Below are 21,165 nucleotides of genomic sequence, written 5' to 3'. Positions count from 1 at the left end.
TGGTGGCGGTGAGCCCGGATTCGCTGCGCTGCTCCAGGCGAGGGGGACTGCCTGACCTCCGGCGACCGCATTGGCGTACGCGGTTTGGAATTCATTTAAAGCGGAGTCCAACTGTGTGTATTGATACACCTGGCCATTAACTCCGGGAACTCCAACGATCTGCTGGTTGTTGCAGGCTTTTCCAGATCCGCCGATCCCAATCGATAAGAGGCCCTATTTCCGTAGTCCTATCGGATCATACGGATTCCGCGGTAGGCAATTATTTGTTGCTTGTGAGTTCCTCGCACCGATTTCGCCCATGCCAAGCATCGCCGGCGAGCACGGTATCCACGTGCGGCACCCGAGTTCGTGGTATTGCCTCCCTAAATGACCCCGCGTAGGCAATCTTCGAACATCGCCATACGGCCGGGTGCGATTGCAACGAAGTTCGTATATTCGAAATACTCTTCGTAGCGAAGGTAGTCGAGCGTGTAGAGGCCCTCGCGCTTGAGCACGAAGATGCGATAGCCCGCGTCCTCGAGCACGTAATACGCGCCGCGCAGTGTATCGCCCGCAAGCTGCCATGCCCGGTTGTACTCGAATTGCAGCACAGCGATCGTGCGCGCGGCGATCGCCTCATGCGCGCCGCGCATCACGTGCAAATCGTAGCCCTCCGCGTCGATCTTCACTAAGTCCACGCGATCCCAGCCAGCATCGCGCAGCGCTGCATCGAGCGTGCTGATCGTAATGGTACGCCTGCTCCCGGCGGTACGAACGAAATCGGCGACCAGCGAGCTGCCTTTGCCGGCCTTCTCCTCCTCGAAAAACGGCCGCGATTCCGGCGCCGCGCCCAGCGCCACATCGTGCAGCGCGATCTGCGGGTCGTCGCCGAACCGGCGCTGCAGTTCCGCAAACGCACTTCGCGACGGTTCGAACGCGATCGCGGCGAACGGCCGGCCTGCCCGTGCCTCGCGCGCCATGCCGAGCCAGTCGCCGACGTTGGCGCCGACGTCCACGAATCGCTCGCCGAACGTCGCCACGCGCAGCACGAGCCAGCGTTCCCCGCTTTCGAGCGCATCGGGACTGTCGGCAAGATGATATTTGATCACACACCGGCACTGGTTGCGCAGCGCGACGGCAAAGCGCACGGCAAGCGGTGACTTTGCCGCGATGCGTTGAAGGCGATCGACGAGTTCACCTGCGAGGCCGCGGACGCTCACGTCGATTCGCGCTCGCGAATGCTCGATAACGGGACCGCCGTCCACGCAGCCTTCGCGCAGACCAACTCGTCGTCGCTGATAAGGGTAATGCCCTCGGCTTCCGCCAGGGCGACGTAGGCTGCGTCGTACGACGTCAGACCGCGAGCCGTCCACGTTGCCACGCGCGTTGGATCCGGCTCACGAAACTGGATTCCGAGTTCTCCAAGCGCTTCTGCGAGCGTTACGAGCGCGCGCTCGTCCAACTTCCAGCTCCGCCCCGCTACATTTACGATCTCCAGGCCCAAAAGAGGCGGCGCCAACACCAGCAGTTCACCCCTCTCGAATTGCGCGCGCAACGCTGCGGCTGGTTTTGCGTTGCGCTCGCCCTCAGTACGGAACCATTTGAGTACGACGGATGCGTCGAGAACGGCTTCCGTCATCGCCCGTCGCGCTCGGCGCGAACGATCTTGGTCGATTCCCCGCGCGCACTACTCGCAAAGAGCCGATCGAGCCGGCGAAGTGCCGCACGCACGGAAGGAGCGGCGCCTGACGAACGCGTTGCGTCCCGCTCTGCAAGTTCCGCGATATACGCGCTTCGCGAAAGACCGCGTGCAGCCGCCATTCGATCGATGCGGCGCAGCAGCCGCTCGTCGAGAGAGATGAGAACCTTTGCCATCGACTTGAGTATATCCGATATATCTCGGTCGAGCAACTGCGCAGTTCGGGCAGCACATGGGGGAAGCTCTCGTAGCGCGCGAATGGAGCGCTCATGCTCTCGCTCCTCGCGCTTTTGCTCCCCTCCCCGCTTTTCGAGGCGCCGACGTTACGCGGTGCACTGGTCAGCGCATATGTGATCTCAGCCAAAAACGGTGCGGTGATTTTTTCCCGCGATCCCGACGCGGCCGTCATGCCGGCATCCACGCTGAAGCTGGTCGTTGGTTCAGCCGCACTCGACGAACTCGGTGTCGACTTTCGCTTTACGACACAACTCGCGACCGACGGAACCTCACTTTTTCTCGTTGGGGGAGGCGATCCGTTGCTGCGCTCGAGCGATCTCGACCAAGGGGCGCAAGCCGTAGCGACGGCCGGAACCACGCACTTCGACGCGCTCGTCGGCGATGACGGCGCGCTCGACGCGCCGCGCTATCCCGGCGGCTGGGAGATCGACGATCTTCCCTATTATTACGCAGCGCCGCCGAGCCCGCTCTCGATCGACGAGAACTCGCTGCACGTCGCGCTTCACCCGGGTGCGCCCGGTGCGCCGCCGACGATCTCGACCGAGCCGGCGACGAATGCGATTACGATCGTGAACGAGGCGACCACCGGGCCGCCGCACAGCGACGACACGACCGCGCTGCACGTTTCGTGGACCGCGCCCGATACGCTCGTGCTGACCGGCAGTTTGCCGGCCGACGAAACCGACGCCGACATCGATGCGTCGATGCTCGATCCGGCAGCGGTAACCCTGGGGCTTGCCGCCGATGCGTTGGCACGCGCCGGCATTACGTTCGCGAACGCGCCGCACCTCGGCATGGCTGCGCCCGCGGCGCACGACCTCTGGGTGCATCGTTCGCCGCCGTTGCCCGATCTCTTGAAAGCAATGTGGCCCCCGAGCAACAATCTGCTCGCCGAATCGCTGCTCGACGCGCTCGGCGCCACGCGCGCCGCGGCGCTCGACCGCGAGCGCGCCTGGCTGCGCTCGATCGGCGTCGATCCGGCGACGACCACGCTGGTCGACGGGTCGGGGCTCTCCGCCTACGACCGCATCAGCGCGCGCGATCTGGTTACGGTTCTCGCGCACGATTGGAACGGACCCAACCGCGCCGCCGTGCTCGCGGCGCTGCCGGTCGGAGGAAAGAGCGGAACGCTCGCGCATCGCTTCACCGCACCGCCGCTCGCCGGAGCGGTGATCGCCAAGACCGGCACGGTCAATCATACGCGTACGCTCGCGGGGTATTTACTGACACCGCACGGAACGCTGATCTTCGCCTTGATGATCAACGATTGGATGGACCAGGACCCGGGCGCGGCGGACCGTCTCCACGCGTTTCAGTCGACGTTCTTGGAGTCGTTCTTCGAATGAATGAAAGGCTGCGCAAAGCCTGTTCGATCGACGACCTGCGCACGATGGCGCAGCGCCGGGTTCCGCGCGCGTTCTTCCAGTACGGCGATCACGGCTCGTACACGCAATCGACGCTGCGCTCGAATCGTACCGACCTCGATGCGCTGCACCTGCGCCAGCGCATCGGAATCGACGTGCGGGAGCGCAATCTCTCGACCACGATCGCCGGCGAGGAAGCGGCGTTGCCGTTCGCCTTCGCGCCGATCGGTCTGTGCGGCATGCAGCACGGCGACGGCGAGATCCTCGCCTGCCGCGCCGCGCAGGCGGCCGGAATTCCGTTCTGCTTGAGTACGATGTCGATCGATTCGATCGAAGACGTGGCCGAATCGGTCGAGAAGCCGTTCTGGTTCCAGCTCTACGTGATGCGCGATCGCGGCTTCGTGCGCGATCTCATCGCGCGCGCGGTGGCGGCAAAGTGCAGCGCGCTGATGGTCACGATGGACCTAACCGTGCTCGGCCAGCGCCACTGCGACGTGAAGAACGGCCTGACGGTTCCGCCTGAAATCACGTTGGGTAATCTCTTCGACGTCGCGACCAAACCGGCGTGGGGCCTTTCCATCCTGCGCGGCAAACGCAAAACGTTCGGCAATCTGGCCGGCCACATCCAAGGGATGGAGAGCGTCACCTCGCTCGCGACCTGGGTTTCACAACAGTTCGATCCGACGCTCAACTGGCGCGATCTCGAATGGATTCGCGCACTGTGGCCGGGGCGGATCGTGATCAAAGGCATTCTCGATCCGCGGGACGCTCGCATCGCCGCGAGCACCGGCGTCAGCGCCATCGTCGTTTCCAATCACGGCGGGCGTCAGCTCGACGGCGCACCCTCGACGATCTCGGTGCTCGAATCGGTCGTCGACGCGGTCGGCGATCAGGTCGACGTGATCTTCGATTCCGGCGTGCGCACCGGGATGGACGTGCTGCGCGCGCTTGCGCTCGGGGCACGTTCGGTGCTGCTCGGCCGCGCCTACATCTACGGCCTCGGAGCCGGCGGCCAAGACGGAGTCACGCGCGCGATCGAGATCGTGCGCAACGAACTTGCGATCTCGATGGCGTTGACCGGCACGACCAGCGTGCGCGACGTGCGCCGCGACGTGATCGTCGAACCCGCCGGCGCTAGATGACGAGCACGAGCTTCCCGCTGGTCGCGCGCGATTCGAGCAACCGGTGCGCCTCGGCGGCCTGCGCCAGCGGCAACGTGCGGTCGATCCGCAGCGTCAACGTCCCGTTCGCGATCGCACCCAGGACGTCGCGCGCACGCCGCAGCAGTTCCTCGCGTGTTGCGATGAAGTTGGGCAGCGTCCCGCCCGCGACGGTAAGCGAGCGCGCTTGCAGGCTGTTCGGTCCGATCGGATCGGCCGGCCCGCTGGCCGAGCCATAGAGCACGACGGTTCCACGCGTTCGCACGGATTCGAGGCTGCCGGGAAAGGTCGACTTCCCCACTCCGTCGAGCACCAAATCGACTCCGCTTCCCTCGGTGAGCTTTTTCACCGCATCAACAAAATTTTCGCGGGTGTAGAGGATCACGTCGTCGGCGCCGGCCTCCCGCGCGACCGCCGCCTTCTCGTCGGTCGACGTCGTCCCGATCACACGCGCGCCGATCGTTTTGAGCATTTGCACGAGCAAGAGCCCGACCCCGCCCGCTGCCGCGTGCAGCAGCACGGTTGTTTGCGGGGTCACGTGATAGTACTCGTGCACCAAATACTGCGCGGTGAGCCCCTGCAGCGGAAACGCCGCGCCCTCTATCATCGACAGTCCTTCGGGCAGCGGAATCAGTCGATCCGCCGGCGCGACGACGTACTGCGCATACGCGCCGAGCACGTTGGTGAACGCGACGCGTTCGCCGACACGAACATCGCGCACGTCGTCTCCGACCGCCTCGACCGTCCCGGCGCCTTCGGCGCCGGCCGTGATCGGCGGCGTGCCGCCGTAGCGCCCGGTACGTTCGTACACGTCGCGATAATTGACGCCTGCCGCTGCCATGCGCACGAGCGCCTCGCCGCGGCCCGGCGCAGGCGTCGGCAGATCTTGGAGTTGGAGAACCTCGGGCCCGCCGAAGACGGGAATGCGTATCGCTTTCATATCGTCTACAACGCATCCGCCCCGCCGTTGGCGGCGTTCTTCAGGTGTATGAGCACCCAAATCGCAACCTTTGCCGCCGGCTGCTTCTGGGGCGTCGAAGCGGCCTTCCGGGGCGTGCCCGGCGTGATCGATGCGGTCTCCGGCTACACCGGCGGTTCCACCCAAAACCCAACGTATCGGGAGGTCTGCACCGATCGCACCGGCCACGCCGAAGCGGTCGAGGTCCGGTTCGATCCGTCCGAAGTCAGCTACGAGCACCTGCTCGACATCTTTTGGAAGATTCACGATCCGACGCAGATCAATCGCCAAGGACCGGACTACGGAACCCAATACCGCTCGGCAATTTTTACGCATTCGCTCGAGCAGGCCGCGGCCGCCGCTGCCTCGCGCGAGCGCGAAGAGATCGCGCGCGGAAAAAAGATCGCAACGCAAATAGTTGCTGCTCCGATGTTCTTTCGCGCGGAGAATTATCATCAGCGGTATTTCGAGCGCAACGGTGCTCTTTGTCAGGTGGCACCATGATGCGCCGCGCTCATTTTCTCGGGGGTCTCGCCGGCGCGATCGCATTCGTGCCGTTGCTCGCGCGCGCCGCGTCGGGAACCAAGTATCCGGTGACGCATACCGATGCCGAGTGGAAAGACATCCTCGGTTCCGATCGGTACGTGATTCTGCGCGAGGACGGAACGGAGCCGGCGTTTTCCAGTCCGCTGATCGGCGAGCACCGTCCCGGTGTCTATAATTGCGCCGGCTGCAGTCAAGAACTCTTCACGTCGGAGATGAAGTACGACAGCGGCGACGGCTGGCCGTCGTTCACGAGCGTGCTGCCCGGGCGAACGCTGACGCAAGCCGACTACGATCTTCCCGGAGAGGAACGCACCGAAGTGCACTGCCGCCGCTGCGGCGGGCACCTCGGCCACATCTTCAATGATGGGCCGCCGCCGAAATACTTGCGCTACTGCATCGACGGTCTAGCGTTGAACTTCGTTCCGCGTGCGTAAGGCGAATGGAGCCGACGAGCGGACTTGAACCGCTGACCTGACGATTACGAATCGTCTGCTCTACCAACTGAGCTACGTCGGCAAATAAGGCCGGGGAGCCTGGTTCTGCGGTTCGGCTGCCTCCCCTGCCTGCACGATCGGGGCGGTAGCCGTGTCCCCACGCAGAAATGACGCCTGCATGAAGTACGATGTCGCGGTCATCGGTTTGGGCGGGATGGGCAGCGCCGTTGCCGCGCACTTGGCGCGGCGCGGCCTGCGCGTGGCGGGGTTCGAGCAGTTCACGCTCGTGCACGATCTCGGTTCGTCGGCCGGCCGTACGCGCATCATCCGTAAAGCCTACTTTGAAGACCCGGCGTACGTGCCGCTGCTGGAGCGTGCGTACGCGCTCTGGCGCGAGCTCGAAGACGAAACGCTGACCGCGTTGCTCGACCTCTTCGGCGTGCTCATGATCGGGCAGCCCGACGCGGCGTCGATCCGCGGCGTTGCCCGCGCCGCGGCCGCGTTCGATATTCCAATCGAGCATCTCGACGCCGCGCAAGTGCGTGCTCGCTTCCCGCTGCTGCGTCCGCTCGACGGCGAGGTCGCGATTCTCGAACCGTACGCCGGCGTCGTCTTTCCCGAGCGGGCGATCGCAGCCCATCTGCGGATGGCACGCAAATACGGCGCCGAACTCCACGAGCGTACGTGGGTGCGGTCGTTCGAACCGTCGGACGGCGGCGTCCGCCTCGTCTTCGAGGGCGGCGAGTCTGTCGAGGCCGCGCACGTCGCGGTGTGCGCCGGCCCGTGGACGAGCGATCTGCTCGGGCAACTCGGCGCGACGCTCACCGTTCAACGCAACGTGCAATACTGGTTCGCACCGCGTTCCGAACCGTGCGGACCGGATCGCGTTCCGGCGTTCTTCCTCGAACGCGCCGATCTGCTCGCACCGGTCTACGGAATACCCGATCTCGGCGACGGGCTCAAGATCGCCTTCCACGGTCATGGCGAGAGCTCGCACGCCGATCGGCTCGATCGCGACGTACACGAAAGCGAAATCGGGGCCATGCGCACGACGCTTGCGAAGTGGATTCCCGACGCCGGCGGCGAGCTGTGCTCCGTGAAGGCCTGTATGTACACGATGACGCCCGACGCGCACTTCGCGATCGGCCGCGTTCCCGGCTTCGCAAACATCGTCGTCGCTTGCGGCTTCTCGGGGCACGGCTTCAAGTTCGCACCGGCTATCGGCGAGATCGTCGCACAGACGATCGCCGACGGTGCGCCCAAGCTCGACGCCCGGTTTCTCGCGCTCGAGCGCTTTACCGGTAGGTGAACCCCTGGATGAAAGCGTCGTTGGTGCTTCGATCGTTCCACACCACCCAGATCGTACCCGTTCGCGGATCGATCGCCGTCGTATGCACGCCTTGAGCGATCTTCTGATCGTCGAGAAGTTTCGGATCGCTCGTCCCGTCATACGAATATAGCGTGATTCCGCCGCCCGCACACGCCAACCACTGATGTGTCGGCTCCCACGCACATTGGTCGACGTGCTCGGGAAGATTCACCCGATGAAGCAACTTGCCGGAACGGTCATACACCGCCAGAACGTTGTTCTCTCCCCCTACGATCAATTGGTGATGCTCGGCGTCGTACTGAAGCGGATGGTTGTTCTGAATCTGCGGCGTCGGAATAATCCGAGTAACCTTGAGCGTCTTGGGGTCGATCACCGCGATCTCGTTGTCGGTCGCGATGTTTTGGTAAATGTCGTGCGTTTCGGGATCGACCTGGATGTACTCGGGCTTGTGGCCGGGTAACTTGACCACCGCGATCTGACGGAACGTCTTCGTGTCGACGACGAAGATCCGCGTGCCGTCGTCTTCGTCAGCGTAGATTCGGCCGAGCTGCGGATCGTATGCGATCGCGTCGACCGGACCGTCGACGATCGCCGTGCGCAGGATCTGCTGCGATTCGGGATCGACCTCGCTCACGCTGCGCGAGTCGCCGTTTCCGGTGAACACATGCCCGGTCGCAGGATCGATCGCAAGACCATGCATCGGTCCGACCGGGATGACCGCAATGACATTTCCGGTGTCGCCGTCGGCAACCAGCAGGCCGCCTCCGCCCGGATGCGCAGCGTAAACGCGATCGCGTTCGCTATCGACGGCAAGATAATCGAATCCCCCGGCCGGATCGACCGGAACGGGCTGGGTCACCGCAACGATGGGCAAAATCTATCCTCCGCTTTCCGAACCGGCGTCGTGAAACGTTCCGCGTTTCGCGGATCGATCGAGCTCCAAGTCTTCCAGATAATAATAAACGATCTTACGATCGTCGAACCCGACCTTTGCCAATTGGCGGCCGTCGATCTCGACCACTTCATGGATATGGCCCGTGCGGCCCGCGTAGGCGTAGTTCACCTCGGAGTATCCGGGCTCGTCCGGCTTCGGGCGGGGAGTCGCTTTGACGCCGCGTAGCGGGGTGTTGTGGCGATGCATAGCGTACTACTTCGACCAATGATCATCACCTACCGTGGTAAAACCCCCAGAATCCATCCCAGCGCGTTCGTGGCGCCCACTGCCGTCCTCATCGGTGACGTAGAGGTTGGTGAGCAATCGAGCATCTGGTTTGGCGCCGTGCTCCGGGGCGACAATGGCCCGATTCGCGTCGGCGCGCGCACGTCCGTGCAAGACAATGCCGTTCTTCATGTCACGACGCTGACACAGATCGACGACGACGTCACCATCGGCCACTGCGCCGTTATGGAGGACTGTCACGTGAAGCGGCACGCTTTGATCGGCAGCAACGCCGTGCTGCTCAACGGCTGCGTGATCGGCGAAGGATCGCTGATTGCCGCCGGCAGCGTCGTCGGCGAGCGGGTCGAGATTCCGGATCACGTGTTGGCCGCCGGCGTTCCGGCAAAGGTCAAGAAACCCATCGAAGGTGAAGCAAGCAAGTGGATCGAGATCGCCGCGGAGGAATACGTGCATCTCTCGCGATCCTATATCGCCGAAGGAATCCATGCTCAGCGTCCGTGAGACGGTAAAGCGCTTCATCGAAAGCGAGGGACACAAAGTCGACGCTACCCCGATCGATCCGGACACCGGATCGAGCGAGCTGCTCTTCCGCACACGCGGACAGGTCTTTTCGGTTACGACGAACGAGGGCGACGAACGAACGCTGAGCATTTCCACCGCCTACGAAATTCCCGAATGGGCGCGCGAACCCGACCAAAACGCCGAAGCGCTCGAACGCGCCCGCAAGGATCACCCGACCGTAACCTTCACGCTCGCGCACGATGGAAGTCTCTTCGTGGCCACCCTCGATCAGGAAGCCGAATCGACGCAGGAGCTGATGCACGCGTTTTGGATCTTGGTCTCCCGCTTGCGCGATGCCGGAACACAGGCGGTCGAGGACATTGTCGACCGCACCGAAAGCAAGGCCGCCGCCGAGAAATTCATCAATTCGTTTATGATGGGCGACGGTCAGTGAGCGATCCGCTGCGAGCGATCGAGCTGGCGTTGCGCGACGAAGGGCTCTTCTTCACCCGCGATGACGACGACGATGCGCGGCGCATCGCGTTCAAGAGCGAGGGCGACCGGTATTTCGTCGTTTCGTATCGCGACGATCCCTCGTTCATCATGATCGGTTCCGGTTGGGCGTTACCGCCGCGCGTCGATCCGGCGCAGGCGATCGACGTGGCCAACGCGCTCAACGTGCGAAAAAAATTCGTCAAGACCGCGCTTTGGCAAGAGGAGAGCGACGTGCTCTTCACCGTCGAACTGTGCGTGAATTCCGCCTCGGAAGTTCGGCCGCATTTCGGCCGCCTGCTCAACGTGCTGCGCGACTCCGCCACCGAATTCTTCGACCTCTTGCGCCCCGGCGAAATTTAGGCGAGCTGACGAAGAGCCAGGCAAATCAGGGAGGCGGGAAATGTGATTCGTCCGCGTAGGGGACGAACAACGTGTACTCTTTTTGGAAGCGCAGCTTGACCATCCCGGTCGGGCCGTTGCGATGCTTGGCGATGATGAATTCGGTCACGTCGGGCTCGGGCACTTCGGGATTGTAATAACCGTCGCGAAACAGAAACGCGACGAGATCCGATTCCTGTTCAAGACTGCCCGAATTATGGGTTACGATGTCATCGACGCAGAAGTTGTGCAACGTGCCGACGGTGATATCGTATGTGGTCGCCGGGCCGAGCGACTCGACCGCCGAAATCTCGTCCCACATCACGTCGGTCTGTGAGAGGACCTCGAGCGCCGGGTCATCGAGCCACTGCGCCAACGTCGCAGATGTCCTACGGCTCATGCGCTTTCCTTGATCTCGCCATCCCAGAGCGGCGTGTGAAAGCCCGCGCTCGCGGCGCAACATCGTTACCCAGTCGTTCACCGCCAGTGGGATACGGTCGACGTGCGCGGCGGCACTGCGCTTCTCGCGAACGACCCGCGAGTTGGCACGCTCATGCTTTGCCCCCAGGAATCCGATCCGATCCATGAACTCGACGATGTGCTCACGGTCCGTTAGCGCACGCTGAGCGCTCGTGCCGGGTCGCTCCGGCTTGACGAATGGTTGAATACCGAACTCGTCCTCTGCAAGCTTTACGGCATATTGCGCCTCTTCCATCGAAGAGACCGTCAACGCCGCACTTCCGCCGAGATGTCCGTCACCGATCAGCCATCCGAGGAGCAGTGCCCGGCCTTCGGAAATGGACGGACCGCGCCACGCGGGAGCGTCGTAGCGACGCGGCACGGCAATCGTGTCGCCCACACGCAGGTCGCGCAGCTCCGACCAGCCGTCCAGCGAGAGGAGACGGTGCCCCGCCGTGCAGCGTAGAGTGCGCCCACTCCTCGTGGTAACGTGGAAGACCTCACGCTCGCCAACGCTCCATGCGTCAATGATGGGTTTCCGAGTCAGCTTCAACTGGTCGTCGACTGCCCACACGTTGAATCGCAGCCGCTGCTCGACGATTGCTCGAACCGGAATTCGTTCGCCCGTATCCGCGTTCGTGACCAGCGCACCGCCATCGAGACAATCTCTCAAATCTGCGAGCATCGGGCGTTTGTCGTTGCGCGTTTCGACACCGCGGTTCAATTGCGCGAGCGCGACGATCGGCACGCCGAGATCCTTGGCCGTCACCTTCATCGTGCGGCAGATTTCGGAGAGCTCTTCGTTACGATTCATATTCTTCGAGAGCACGCCGGGACGCAAGAGCTGCAGGTAGTCGACGAACACCGCGCCCAAGCCGCTGGTCGATTTCAAGCGCCGGCAGCGGCTGCGCACTTCGGTCACCGAGAGGCCGCCGGTATCGTCGAGATAGATCGGCAATTCGTTGAGGCTGCCCATCGCGCGCGAGATCTCTTCCCACTGATTGTTCTTGATATTCCCGCGCCGCAGATCGTGCATCGAGAGCTGCGCTTCGGCGCAGATCAAGCGTTGGATCAGCTCGTTGTTCGACATCTCGAGCGAGAAGAACGCAACCGGTTCCTTCGCTTCGCGCGCCGCGGCGACGGCCATGTTGAGTGCGAACGACGTTTTGCCCATGCCGGGGCGCGCCGCGATGATGACGAAGTTGCCGGCTTGAAAACCGGTCGTCATGTTGTCGATATCACGGAATCCCGAAGTGACACCGGTCCGGTCGCCGCGCGCGTGGAAGAGGCGGTCGATGTGCTCGAACGCATCCTTCATCAGGCTGTTCACCGCGACGAAGTCTCCGTGCATTTGCCGCTCGCCGAGCGAATAAACCAGTTGCTCGGATTGATCGAGCGCCGCGTCGACGTCCTCTTCGGCCTCGTAGCCGAGCTGCGTGATCTGCGTACCCGCATGGATGAGGCCGCGCAGCGTCGACTTCTCGCGCACGATCTTGGCATAATACGTCGCCGACGCAGCGGTCTGCACCGTGTCCATCAGCGAGCTCAAGTACGAGAGGCCGCCGACCTTCTCGAGCTGATCGCGGGTGCGCAGCGCTTCGGCAACGGTGATCTTATCGAGCGGTTCGCCGCGATAGAACAAGTCGTGGAGCGCGGCAAAGATCGTTTCGTGCACGTGCGCGTAGAAATCCGCCGGGCGCACGATCTCGCCCACGACGCCCATGATCTCGCGATCCACCAGCACCGAACCGATGAGCGCCATCTCCGCCTCGAGATTGTGCGGCGGAATGCGGTCGATGGACCCGCTATGCAGATGCGAAACGCTCAACGCGGACTCCTCATGCCCGGGTCTTGCGACGCGCGGCTTGTGAGCGACCTTGCGAACGACGGGTGGATATCTTGTGGACGCGAAGTGCACGCAGTGCTTGATCCACCGTAGCGACCGGAAGGATCTCGATTCCCGAGAGTGCGACGTCGACTTCGCGCGCGTTCTCCTTCGGCAGGAGCATCGCACGCATGCCTGCTTGACGTGCGGCGTAGAGTTTTTCCACTACGCCTCCCACTGCGCGGATCTTGCCCTGAATCGAGAGCTCACCGGTAATTGCCGCATCTTGGGGCAGGGGCGTCTTGGTGGTGGAGGAGTAGAGCGCGAGGAAGATCGCCAAGCCCGCCGAGGGACCGTCGATATTCCCTCCGCCCACGATATTGATGTGCAGATCGAAATCGGCGACGTCGATACCGGTTTGCGCGCGCAGTACGCTGGTCGCGTTGAAGACCGAATCCTTGGCCATCGAGCCGGCCGTGTCGTTGAAGCGAATCGTTCCTCTCCCGGTCTGCGCTGCGGCGAACGCGACCGCTTCGATCTCGATGATGCTGCCTAGATAGTTGTGCACGCCCAGGCCGAACGTCTTGCCGATCTCGCGTGCCGCGCGCGCCTTGACGAGTGTGTGCGGCACCAGACGCGAAGTTTGCACGACCACGCGCACGTCGGCTTCGGTCAACATAACCGGCGCGTTGTTCTTGCGCGGATCGACGCGGTAGAGCGCTTGGCTGTACGCGTCGGCGACGATCTGCACCGCCTTGCGTCCCTCGATCGTGTACGAGGCGATCAGTTGCGGCACACCGCGCGCGGCTTTGGCGCCGAGGCGCTTGATTGCGGCTTGTACGATCGAAACGACTTGGTGCTGCGTGAGCGGCGAAAAAAAGATTTCGGACGCGCGCGAGCGGACCGCCGGGTCGATCTCCTCGGGATCGCGCGTCGTCGCGCCGATCAGCACGAAATCCGCCGGAGCGCCCTCTTCGAAGAGGCGCCTGACGTAGGCCGGCACGTTCGGCGCGGATTTATCGTAGTACGAGGACTCGAAGGTAACGCGTTTGTCTTCGAGGACCTTGAGCAGACGCGTTTGCAAGAGCGGGTCGAGCTCGCCGATTTCGTCGATGAAGAGCACGCCGCCATGCGCCCGCGTCACGAGCCCGAGCTTGGGCTCGGGGACCCCGCCTTCGGCGAACTCACGCCGGCTGCCCTGATAGATCGGATCGTGGACGCTGCCCAAGAGCGGGTTGGTCGTCTCGCGCGGATCCCAGCGCAGCGTCGTGCCGCTCGTCTCGATAAAGGGCGCGTCTTTCGCAAACGGTGTGTACGCGCGCGTTTTCGCGAGTTCCAGCACCAGCCGCGCGGCCGTGGTCTTGCCCACGCCCGGCGGTCCATACAAAATGACGTGTTGCGGGTAGGGCGAGCTGATCTTTGCGAGCAGCGCTTTGATCGCGCTCTCTTGTCCGATGATTTCGGCGAGGCGCTGCGGACGCAGTTGCTGCAACGCCGATGCCGCGAGGCTGCGCTGCGAAAGCGCTTCGAGTTCCTCGAGTTTCGCCTGCGTCGCCGGCGTTTCGGGCCCGGCGTCCTCGCGGAGCGCCTCGAGTTTGAGATCGTTGAGGTACTCCTGATGACGCGCGTTCATCTTCTCGGAGACCTTGCGATCGATCGCGTCGCCCACGCTCTTCTGCGCGAGCAGATCCGCCATCGCTTCTTCGATCTCGGCGATCGTCTTGCGCTGTTGGGCGCGCGTGGTCGCTCGTTCGAGCGTCGGATCCTCGAAGACCAGTCGGCCGAGCGCGCACAAACGATCGGAAAGGTTTTGCGAGCGCATCATCTTCAGTGCGCTCACCTTTCCGGCACGAAGCACGAGCTTGTCGTGACCGATCGCTCCGGCCAGCATCTCGTAGAGTGCCGAGACGTAGCGGTTCAGCTCGTCTTCAACGCCGTATTTGCGCCGCAGGCGCGAGGCATAGGTGCCGTCGGATCCGGCCGCCACGATTCGCCGGCCTACGAGGAAACGACGTTGATCGTCGCTTTGGCGACCACGTTGCGATGGAGTTTGATTTCCACGGGATAGGACCCGAGCGCCTTGATCGCGCTCTTGATCTCGATCTTGTGTTTGTCGACGTCGACTTCGAGTGCCTTGGCGAGCGCGTGTGCGACGTCGGCGTTGGTAACGGCACCGAAGAGCTTGCCGTTGCCGCCGGCCTTGGCTTTGACGTCGAGCTGCATGCTCTCGATTTTGCTGGCGAGTTCCTTGGCTTGCGCGAGCGTCTGCGCCTCGCGCTTTTCCTGCGCGCGCTTTTGGTCGGCGTGCGCGGCGAGCGCGCCTTTGTTCGCCTCCGACGCAAGATTGCGCGGAAGGAGGAAATTGCGCGCGTATCCCTCGGCGACGTCGACCACGTCGCCCTTCTTTCCGAGCGCCTTGACGTCGCCCAGAAGAATGACCTTCATGTTGAGAACCCCGTGGCTATTCGGAAACGTAAGGAAGAAACGCGATGACGCGCGCGCGCTTGACCGCGGTCGTCAGCAACCGTTGATGCTTGGCGCAATTGCCGGAGATGCGCCGCGGAACGATCTTACCGCGCTCGGAAACGTATTTCTTGAGGCGGTTCACGTCGCGATAACTGATGTCGATCGCCTTGTCGGCGCAGAAATTACACGATTTGCGCTTCGGGCGGCGATCTTTCACCGCGCGCTTCGTCTTGGTGGCGGCCACGTATGTTGTCCTTTCGACTAGGTGGTTGAAACGCCGCCCTTCGACAAGCTCAGGATGACGGCGTTCTAGCCAAGTGACTCGGGCTAAACCCGAACCACTGCCGGCCCTTCCAGGGTGGACCGGACGGCTGATCTTATCACGTCCTCCCGCCCCGTTCTAGTGCCTTTGCGACGAACATATGTTCGATTCCGCGCCTTCCGTTCCTTCCCTTAGTGGCTCGCGCCGAACTCGAAACCGATCCGGTTTTGCGACGTGAGCGATCCCGCCGTTCCAAAAATCGTTCCAGCGATGCCGTTGCGCACGCTCGCATGCGCCCACTCGACCCGGAGGATGCCGGACCCGCCGAATTTCAGGGTGGGAGTGAGCGTGAACGTCGTCGCTCCGCTCCCCGGACCGTACAACAGGAACGCGTTGGGGCTCAGATCACTGGTCGCCGCTTCGTTCTCCGCGTCTTCGATGCGAAATCCGACCAGGAAGGCGTTGGAGAACGTGTACGAACCGAGCAGCGAGAGCGCGTAGTCCGACTCCGCGCTCGTGAATCCCAGGGCCGCGGACGATGGCGAACGCACCCAGAGCGCGTACGGCGAGAATTGCCATTTCCCCGCGGCGCGCGAGTACATCAAATTGTACTCGGATTGGTTTGCGATCGCAGACGTGGCATTGCCGGGCGTGTTCGCGCCCGGATTCATCCCGACGAAGGTAAGCGAGGTCGCACTCGAGGGAGCCCAGGCGACCTCGTATTCGATCGTGCGCAGCGAACCGCTGTAGAAGCCGTCGTTGTATTCCGCGGCAACCGTCCATGGGCCATTGCTGTAGCCGGCGTGCACGCCGCGGCTCACCACCGGCTCGAGCGCCCATCCCAGTCCCCGCTCGATGTCGACGTTTTGATAGGTGAACGCGCCCTCCGCGCCGAGCAGCGTTCCGATCTGTCCTCCGTAGATCGTGAGATGCTGATCGGGCGAGGTGTAGGCGGCTTGCCACAGCGGAACGAGCGAATAGCAACTCGTGTTCGCGCACGTCGCGTTATCGGTGAGCGACTTGTAGTTATTGAACGTCGAATTGATCGCGGTGCCGACGGTCGGAAAGTTGTACCCGCCGGCCGTCGCGGAGATCTTGTAATACCCCGATGTCGCGCTCGCGTTGACGAGCAGGTCGCTCAGGTCGTCGCGTCCCTGTTTGTCGGCGCCGTTCGGCGTATCGAGCGCGCCGCTGACATTGGTGTTGTATGTTTGTATGCCCACGATCATGAGGTCGCCCCCGATCGCGCCGGAGGCGTATGGGGTTGCGGTTGGGGTCGGCGTCGGCGCCGGAGTAGGCGGCGGCGTCTGCTGTGCAGACGCCGCCGTCGCTGCCCCCAGAGCGCCCGCGGCGGCCACGGCCGCCACGAGCGCCAGTGCTGCTACCCTCATGCGCGCGAGCCCGCAGGCGCGGCCGGAACGCCGATGCCCGGGATCGGGTCGACACCGTGGATGGCGAGATCGCCCGCTTCCATGTGGTCCTCGGTAACGCGTAGCGGCACGATGAAACTGATCACCTTCAGGATCACGAACGTGCCGATGACGTTGGTGACGATGATGAACGCCGCCGCTTCGGCTTGATGCACGAACTGCGTCGGGCCGCCGCCGTAGAGCCAACCCGAAACCGAAACGGTCGCGGCATTTTTGCCCGCCGCGGCGTTGGCAACGTACTCGATCATATTCGGATCGGCGACGAGGCCGGCCATCAATCCGCCCACCAGGCCCGCCACGCCGTGCGTGTGCAGAACCGAGAACGTGTCGTCGACCTTCTTGAAGAACGAGAGACGGCTGAGATAGCGAAGCGTGAGCCAAGGAACGATCGTGACCACACCGACCATGATCGCGCCGTACCCGTTCACGTAACCGGCGCACGGCGTGATCGCGACGAGCCCCGCGATCATGCCGTTGATCATCGAGACCGCGTTCGGTTTGCCGGTCGCGAACATGTCGGCAATCAGCCACACGAGCAGTGCCGTCGCGGTCGCGATGTTCGTGTTGAGCACCGCCGCACCGGCATCGGCGTTGGCGAAGTACGGGTCGCCGCCGTTGAAGCCGTTCCAGCCGAGCCAGAGTATGCCGGCGCCGGCGAACGCCATGATCAGATTGTTGGGCTCGAAATCACGCTGATCGGCGAGCAGACGCGGACCGACGACGGCCGCAGCGGTAAAGCCGGAGATGCCAGCCGCCAAATGAATCACGTAACCGCCCGAGTAATCGACCGCTCCGAGTTGTGCGAGCCAGCCGCCGCCCCACAGCGCGAACGCGCCGATCGAGTAGACGATGATGCTCCAAAGCGGAACGAAGAGCATCCATGCTTTGAAGTTCATGCGGCCGAAGACCGAGCCCGCGATGAGGATCGGCGTGATCGCCGCGAAGACGAACTGGAAGTAGATCATCGCGGAGCCGGGGAAGTGCAGCGCCGGCATTCCGCTCGCCGCGAGCGGAACGACCGACTGCCCGATCTCGTAAAACGGACCGAGCGCGGGCCCCGGAATGCCGATGAACGCCGCAAGGATCCCCGGGCCGAGTTTGGCCGGATTGCCGAAGCTCATGTTGTAGCTCAGCAGCGTCCACGAGAGCAGCACGACCGAAAACGCGTAGAAAACCATGACCGCCGAATTGAGCGCCCACTTCTTCTTGACGAGTCCGGCGTAGAGGATGGCGAGACCCGGAACGCTTTGCAGTCCGACGAACGTCGCGGCGGTGAGCTGCCACGCGGTATCGCCGGAGTTCAGCCATTTCGGGGCTTCGAGATACGGATTTACGTCAGCTAATACAAACACGACCCAACCCCTTAACGCGAAGAGTGAGAGATTGGAGTATCGTATCCGCGCAAGGCCGCCAGCGCATTATCCAGGCGGTGAACTCGGAAACGCTATTTTAGGCCAGATCGAGAAAGCGACGATACGGGCTAAAGACGCTCAGGATGACAAACAATGCGCGCTATTTCGGGCCTTCTCTAAAATAAATTCCAGAGATATTGGTTGTAGACTTCGTGGTGGAACTGCACTTCCGGCGCCTTCACGTAGGTGCCGAGCGAACGCGGGCAGCGGTCGGCTGCGACTTGCTTCAACTCCGCGTAGCGTTCCTTCACGTCATCACCGAGCATCGCGCTCGTCCACTTCGAGTTCCGGAATGCCGCCAGCGCGTCGTAGATGTTGTCGGGAAGAAAGCGCTTGGCCTGACGCAGGTTGGGCGTACTCGAGATCGTGCCTTCGAGACCGGTCTTGAAGACCGCCAGCATCACCATGTATGGGTTTGCATCGGGCGCCACCGAGCGCACCTCGATGCGCACGCTGCGTTCGTTGCCGATCGGAAAGCGCACCATCGAGCCGCGATCGATCGCCGATGCCATGATTTGATTCGGCGCTTCGAAGTGAGGATCGAGACGCCGGTAGGCGTTCACCGAGGAATTGAGCATCAAACAGATGTCTTCGCCGGCGCTCAAAATCCGATCGGTGAAGGAAAGCGCGAGCGAACTCAGGTTCTCGTCGCCCTTCGGATCCCAAAACAGATTCTTGCCGTCTTTGCTCACCGACACGTTGGTATGCATGCCGCTGCCGTTGACGCCGACGACGGGTTTGGGAAGGAAGCTTGCGGTCATGCCCATGCCGGTCGCGACTTGCCGGCAGATCAATTTGTAGAGCGCGATCCGGTCGGCGGCCGAAACCGCCTCGCCGTAGTTGTAGTTGATCTCGAACTGCGAGGGCGCGACCTCGGGATGATCTTTTTCGTTCTCGAATCCCATCGCGCGCTGCACCTCGGCAACCGTATCGATGAAACGGCGCAGAGGATCGCCCGGCAGTGATTTGTAGTACCCGCCGGTGTTGACGTAGTCGAATTTCTCGGTCTCGTAGAAATTTTGCTCCGCGTCGATGCCGTCGAAGAGGAAACCTTCGATTTCATTGGCCGCGTTGAGCGTGTACCCGTTCTTGCTGTAGGCATCGTCGGAGAGGCGCTTCAACGTGCCGCGGATATCGCCCGAGAAGGGGCTGCCGTCGCGGTTGAGCACGTCGCCGAACACCAGCATCTTGCCCGGGCCGAACACGTCGGCGGGCGCCCAGTAGAACGCCCCCCAGTCCAGCGCCAGGCGCAGGTCGCTCTCGCGCTGCGCGGTGAAACCGCGGATCGACGAGCCGTCGAAGGTCAGATTGTCGTACGACTTGAGCAAGAACTTCTTGTCGTAGTCGAGCATGTGCAAACGGCCTTCGAGGTCGCTGAAGAGGACCGTCACGGCCTTGATACGGCTCTCCTTGCCGAGGTAGCTCAGCCGGTCGGCCTGGATCTTGTCGAGGGGTACCCGGTTTCTGTGTTGCTCCTTGGCTGCCAGGTTCAGCTCTTCGAGTTCGCTGTATGGAAGTTCGAGGAAGTCACGCATGGCGGCCCATTTATACAGTCCGACCGGCTTGCCTTTGTCCATTTGGTTAAAGCGCTAAGCCCCTTCGCGGGGCCGGTCGATATCACCAGAAGTGGAATCCGCGCTCATCAGCCGCCCCGCGTTGGAGCTCGTCCTCGCGCCGCGCACCGTCACCGAATTCTTCGACCGGCACTTCGAGAAGCTGCCCCTCCACGTCGAGCGCGGCGACGAGGCCTACTTTGCCGATGTTTACAACGTTGCGGATCTCGAGGACTCACTGGTCGTCGGCGCGCGCGAGCCGGAGAACTTCGCGCTGGTCAAGGCCGGCAGCCCCGAGATTCCCGAGGACGATTTCACCTACGAGCGCCCGAGCGTGCGCTGGCGGCTCACCGGCAAAGGCCCGCGCCGCTGGATCGACGCCCGCAAGGTCGTCTCGTACTTCGCCGACGGCTACACCATCATTATCAAGGATGCGGCGCTCTTCAGCGCGCGGCTGCAGCGCTTTTGCAATCACCTGCAGCGTGACCTCATGGCGTTTGCCCAGCCGAACGTGTATTTCACGCCGCCGGCCGCGCAAGGATTCGAGGTCCACCACGACACGCACGACACGCTGACGGCCCAAATCGCGGGCGAGAAGACCTGGCGCATCTACGAGCCGATCATTCAGCTTCCGCTCGAGTCGCAGCCCTTCCACAGCGGCACGAAGGTCGAGGGCCTCAAGCTCCTCGACGAAGTACGGCTGCGCGCCGGCGACACGCTCTACATTCCGCGCGGCTTTCCGCACGAAGCCAAGACGTCGCAGAGCCTCTCGCTCCACTGCACCTTTGCACTCGCGCCGGTACGCATCACCGACGTACTGGATCTCGCGCTGCGGATTGCGGGCGATCAAGACGTCGAGCTGCGGCACGCGCTGCCGCCGGCGGTGCTCGCGCAGGAAGATCTGGCGACGCGGCTGGGCCAGTTCTTCGAGTCGCGCCTCACCCAGACGTTCGAGACGCCGCGTATGCGGGTCGCGCTCGACATCGCGCTCAACGAGCTCTTCCGCCTTACGCGGCCGAACGCGAACGGCGCCTTCGCACAAGCGCTGCAGACCTTCGCGATCACCCCGGCGACGCGGGTGCGTATCGACGAGACGATCCCGTACGTCGTACGAACGCGCGGTGAAGGGATCGAACTGCTCATCGCCGGGAAGGTCGTCGCGTTCCCGCCGATCTGTAAAGCAGCCTTCGAGCGTTTGCAGCGCGGACCGGCGAGCGCGGCGGAGATGGACCCGGCACTCTCTCCCGAACATCGCGAGCTGCTGATCAAGCTGCTCGTGCTCGAAGGCCTGCTGATCATCGAAGGCTAGCGAGCCGCACAGCGAGTTCCCCGGTTTCGGTCTGGGGAAGCTCTGAAGAAGTCGCTGTACCGATCGCAAGGAGCATTTTCCGGTGCGAATCGAGGCGCATCCGAGGGAGCATAGCAACGCGCTCTGTGACCGAGGATGCAACGAAGACCCGCACCGGAAAATGCCCTTGCCCGAAGGGTTATGACCGC

Annotated in this window: 22 protein-coding genes and 1 tRNA gene; 9 read left to right on the top strand and 14 right to left on the bottom strand. The window is 63.0% G+C overall.

Annotation, left to right across the window (positions count from 1 at the left end; translation table 11 throughout):
* Positions 1-362: 362 nt before the first annotated feature.
* The 3 genes from VMF11_01675 to VMF11_01665 are packed head-to-tail and all read right to left on the bottom strand — an operon-like array spanning position 363 to position 1,938.
* Positions 363-1,199 carry an FkbM family methyltransferase gene (locus VMF11_01675; GenBank protein ID HTU69002.1) on the bottom strand — a complete coding sequence of 279 codons (837 nt, stop codon included), beginning with the start codon at positions 1,197-1,199 and terminating at the stop codon, positions 363-365.
* Positions 1,196-1,618 (bottom strand): type II toxin-antitoxin system VapC family toxin, encoded by a 423-nt coding sequence (locus VMF11_01670; protein HTU69001.1) that lies wholly within the window; start codon positions 1,616-1,618, stop codon positions 1,196-1,198. Before VMF11_01670 ends, VMF11_01675 begins: the two co-directional genes overlap by 4 nt.
* Entirely contained in the window at positions 1,615-1,938 is a 324-nt protein-coding gene (locus VMF11_01665) for a type II toxin-antitoxin system HicB family antitoxin (GenBank protein HTU69000.1), read from the bottom strand. The genes VMF11_01670 and VMF11_01665 overlap by 4 nt, the downstream gene beginning before the upstream one ends.
* Positions 1,939-1,947: 9 nt before the next feature.
* Between VMF11_01665 and dacB the strand changes: the two genes are divergently transcribed.
* Positions 1,948-3,261: a D-alanyl-D-alanine carboxypeptidase/D-alanyl-D-alanine-endopeptidase gene (gene dacB / locus VMF11_01660; protein ID HTU68999.1), complete on the top strand. Its 1,314-nt coding sequence runs from the start codon at positions 1,948-1,950 to the stop codon at positions 3,259-3,261.
* Complete coding sequence (locus VMF11_01655; GenBank protein ID HTU68998.1) at positions 3,258-4,421, top strand: alpha-hydroxy acid oxidase; 1,164 nt, start codon at positions 3,258-3,260, stop codon at positions 4,419-4,421. The genes dacB and VMF11_01655 overlap by 4 nt, the downstream gene beginning before the upstream one ends.
* Here VMF11_01655 and VMF11_01650 read toward each other — a convergent pair.
* Entirely contained in the window at positions 4,414-5,379 is a 966-nt protein-coding gene (locus VMF11_01650; protein HTU68997.1) for a quinone oxidoreductase, read from the bottom strand. The genes VMF11_01655 and VMF11_01650 overlap by 8 nt on opposite strands.
* A gap of 48 nt (positions 5,380-5,427) precedes the next feature.
* On the opposite strand from VMF11_01650, the gene msrA reads away from it, so the two are divergent.
* Positions 5,428-5,901, top strand: coding sequence for a peptide-methionine (S)-S-oxide reductase MsrA (gene msrA / locus VMF11_01645; protein ID HTU68996.1), 474 nt, complete (start codon positions 5,428-5,430; stop codon positions 5,899-5,901).
* Positions 5,898-6,377 (top strand): peptide-methionine (R)-S-oxide reductase MsrB, encoded by a 480-nt coding sequence (msrB, locus tag VMF11_01640; protein HTU68995.1) that lies wholly within the window; start codon positions 5,898-5,900, stop codon positions 6,375-6,377. The genes msrA and msrB overlap by 4 nt, the downstream gene beginning before the upstream one ends.
* A 6-nt stretch (positions 6,378-6,383) precedes the next feature.
* On the opposite strand, the gene VMF11_01635 is transcribed toward msrB, so the two are convergent.
* Positions 6,384-6,459 (bottom strand) — tRNA-Thr (locus VMF11_01635).
* Positions 6,460-6,555: 96 nt separating this feature from the next.
* Here VMF11_01635 and solA point away from each other — a divergent pair.
* Positions 6,556-7,686 carry an N-methyl-L-tryptophan oxidase gene (gene solA / locus VMF11_01630; protein ID HTU68994.1) on the top strand — a complete coding sequence of 377 codons (1,131 nt, stop codon included), beginning with the start codon at positions 6,556-6,558 and terminating at the stop codon, positions 7,684-7,686.
* Here the strand turns inward: solA and VMF11_01625 are convergent.
* Both VMF11_01625 and VMF11_01620 read right to left on the bottom strand, forming a co-directional pair.
* Positions 7,673-8,581, bottom strand: coding sequence for a YncE family protein (locus VMF11_01625; protein HTU68993.1), 909 nt, complete (start codon positions 8,579-8,581; stop codon positions 7,673-7,675). The genes solA and VMF11_01625 overlap by 14 nt on opposite strands.
* Before the next feature lie 3 nt (positions 8,582-8,584).
* The gene (locus VMF11_01620) at positions 8,585-8,848 is read right to left on the bottom strand and encodes a hypothetical protein (GenBank protein ID HTU68992.1); all 264 of its coding nucleotides are present in this window, start codon (positions 8,846-8,848) and stop codon (positions 8,585-8,587) included.
* 18 nt (positions 8,849-8,866) lie between these two features.
* On the opposite strand from VMF11_01620, the gene VMF11_01615 reads away from it, so the two are divergent.
* Genes VMF11_01615 through VMF11_01605 form a run of 3 tightly spaced genes read left to right on the top strand, consistent with a single transcriptional unit; the run spans position 8,867 to position 10,243 of the window.
* Entirely contained in the window at positions 8,867-9,388 is a 522-nt protein-coding gene (locus VMF11_01615) for a gamma carbonic anhydrase family protein (GenBank protein ID HTU68991.1), read from the top strand.
* Positions 9,372-9,842, top strand: a complete 471-nt coding sequence (locus tag VMF11_01610) for a hypothetical protein (protein ID HTU68990.1) — start codon at positions 9,372-9,374, stop codon at positions 9,840-9,842. The genes VMF11_01615 and VMF11_01610 overlap by 17 nt, the downstream gene beginning before the upstream one ends.
* Positions 9,839-10,243 (top strand): YbjN domain-containing protein, encoded by a 405-nt coding sequence (locus tag VMF11_01605; protein HTU68989.1) that lies wholly within the window; start codon positions 9,839-9,841, stop codon positions 10,241-10,243. The genes VMF11_01610 and VMF11_01605 overlap by 4 nt, the downstream gene beginning before the upstream one ends.
* A 25-nt stretch (positions 10,244-10,268) precedes the next feature.
* On the opposite strand, the gene dnaB is transcribed toward VMF11_01605, so the two are convergent.
* The 7 genes from dnaB to VMF11_01570 all read right to left on the bottom strand — a co-directional run bounded on the left by dnaB (position 10,269) and on the right by VMF11_01570 (position 19,650).
* A complete protein-coding gene (gene dnaB, locus VMF11_01600; protein ID HTU68988.1) occupies positions 10,269-12,548 on the bottom strand; it encodes a replicative DNA helicase in 2,280 nt (759 codons plus the stop codon).
* A gap of 10 nt (positions 12,549-12,558) precedes the next feature.
* The gene (gene lonC / locus VMF11_01595) at positions 12,559-14,532 is read right to left on the bottom strand and encodes a Lon family ATP-dependent protease (GenBank protein ID HTU68987.1); all 1,974 of its coding nucleotides are present in this window, start codon (positions 14,530-14,532) and stop codon (positions 12,559-12,561) included.
* 11 nt (positions 14,533-14,543) lie between these two features.
* Positions 14,544-14,990: a 50S ribosomal protein L9 gene (rplI, locus tag VMF11_01590; GenBank protein ID HTU68986.1), complete on the bottom strand. Its 447-nt coding sequence runs from the start codon at positions 14,988-14,990 to the stop codon at positions 14,544-14,546.
* 16 nt (positions 14,991-15,006) lie between these two features.
* Complete coding sequence (gene rpsR, locus VMF11_01585) at positions 15,007-15,255, bottom strand: 30S ribosomal protein S18 (protein HTU68985.1); 249 nt, start codon at positions 15,253-15,255, stop codon at positions 15,007-15,009.
* A 209-nt stretch (positions 15,256-15,464) separates the two neighbouring features.
* Positions 15,465-16,664, bottom strand: a complete 1,200-nt coding sequence (locus VMF11_01580) for an outer membrane beta-barrel protein (GenBank protein HTU68984.1) — start codon at positions 16,662-16,664, stop codon at positions 15,465-15,467.
* Positions 16,661-18,055 carry an ammonium transporter gene (locus tag VMF11_01575; GenBank protein HTU68983.1) on the bottom strand — a complete coding sequence of 465 codons (1,395 nt, stop codon included), beginning with the start codon at positions 18,053-18,055 and terminating at the stop codon, positions 16,661-16,663. The genes VMF11_01580 and VMF11_01575 overlap by 4 nt, the downstream gene beginning before the upstream one ends.
* A gap of 176 nt (positions 18,056-18,231) precedes the next feature.
* Positions 18,232-19,650, bottom strand: coding sequence for a glutamine synthetase family protein (locus VMF11_01570; GenBank protein ID HTU68982.1), 1,419 nt, complete (start codon positions 19,648-19,650; stop codon positions 18,232-18,234).
* 91 nt (positions 19,651-19,741) lie between these two features.
* Here VMF11_01570 and VMF11_01565 point away from each other — a divergent pair, with 91 nt between their 5' ends.
* Complete coding sequence (locus tag VMF11_01565; protein HTU68981.1) at positions 19,742-20,977, top strand: cupin domain-containing protein; 1,236 nt, start codon at positions 19,742-19,744, stop codon at positions 20,975-20,977.
* Positions 20,978-21,165: the final 188 nt, after the last annotated feature.

This window comes from Candidatus Baltobacteraceae bacterium (assembly GCA_035502855.1).
In the GTDB taxonomy this organism is placed as follows: domain Bacteria; phylum Vulcanimicrobiota; class Vulcanimicrobiia; order Vulcanimicrobiales; family Vulcanimicrobiaceae; genus Aquilonibacter.
This window is presented reverse-complemented; position numbering and strand designations above follow the sequence as displayed.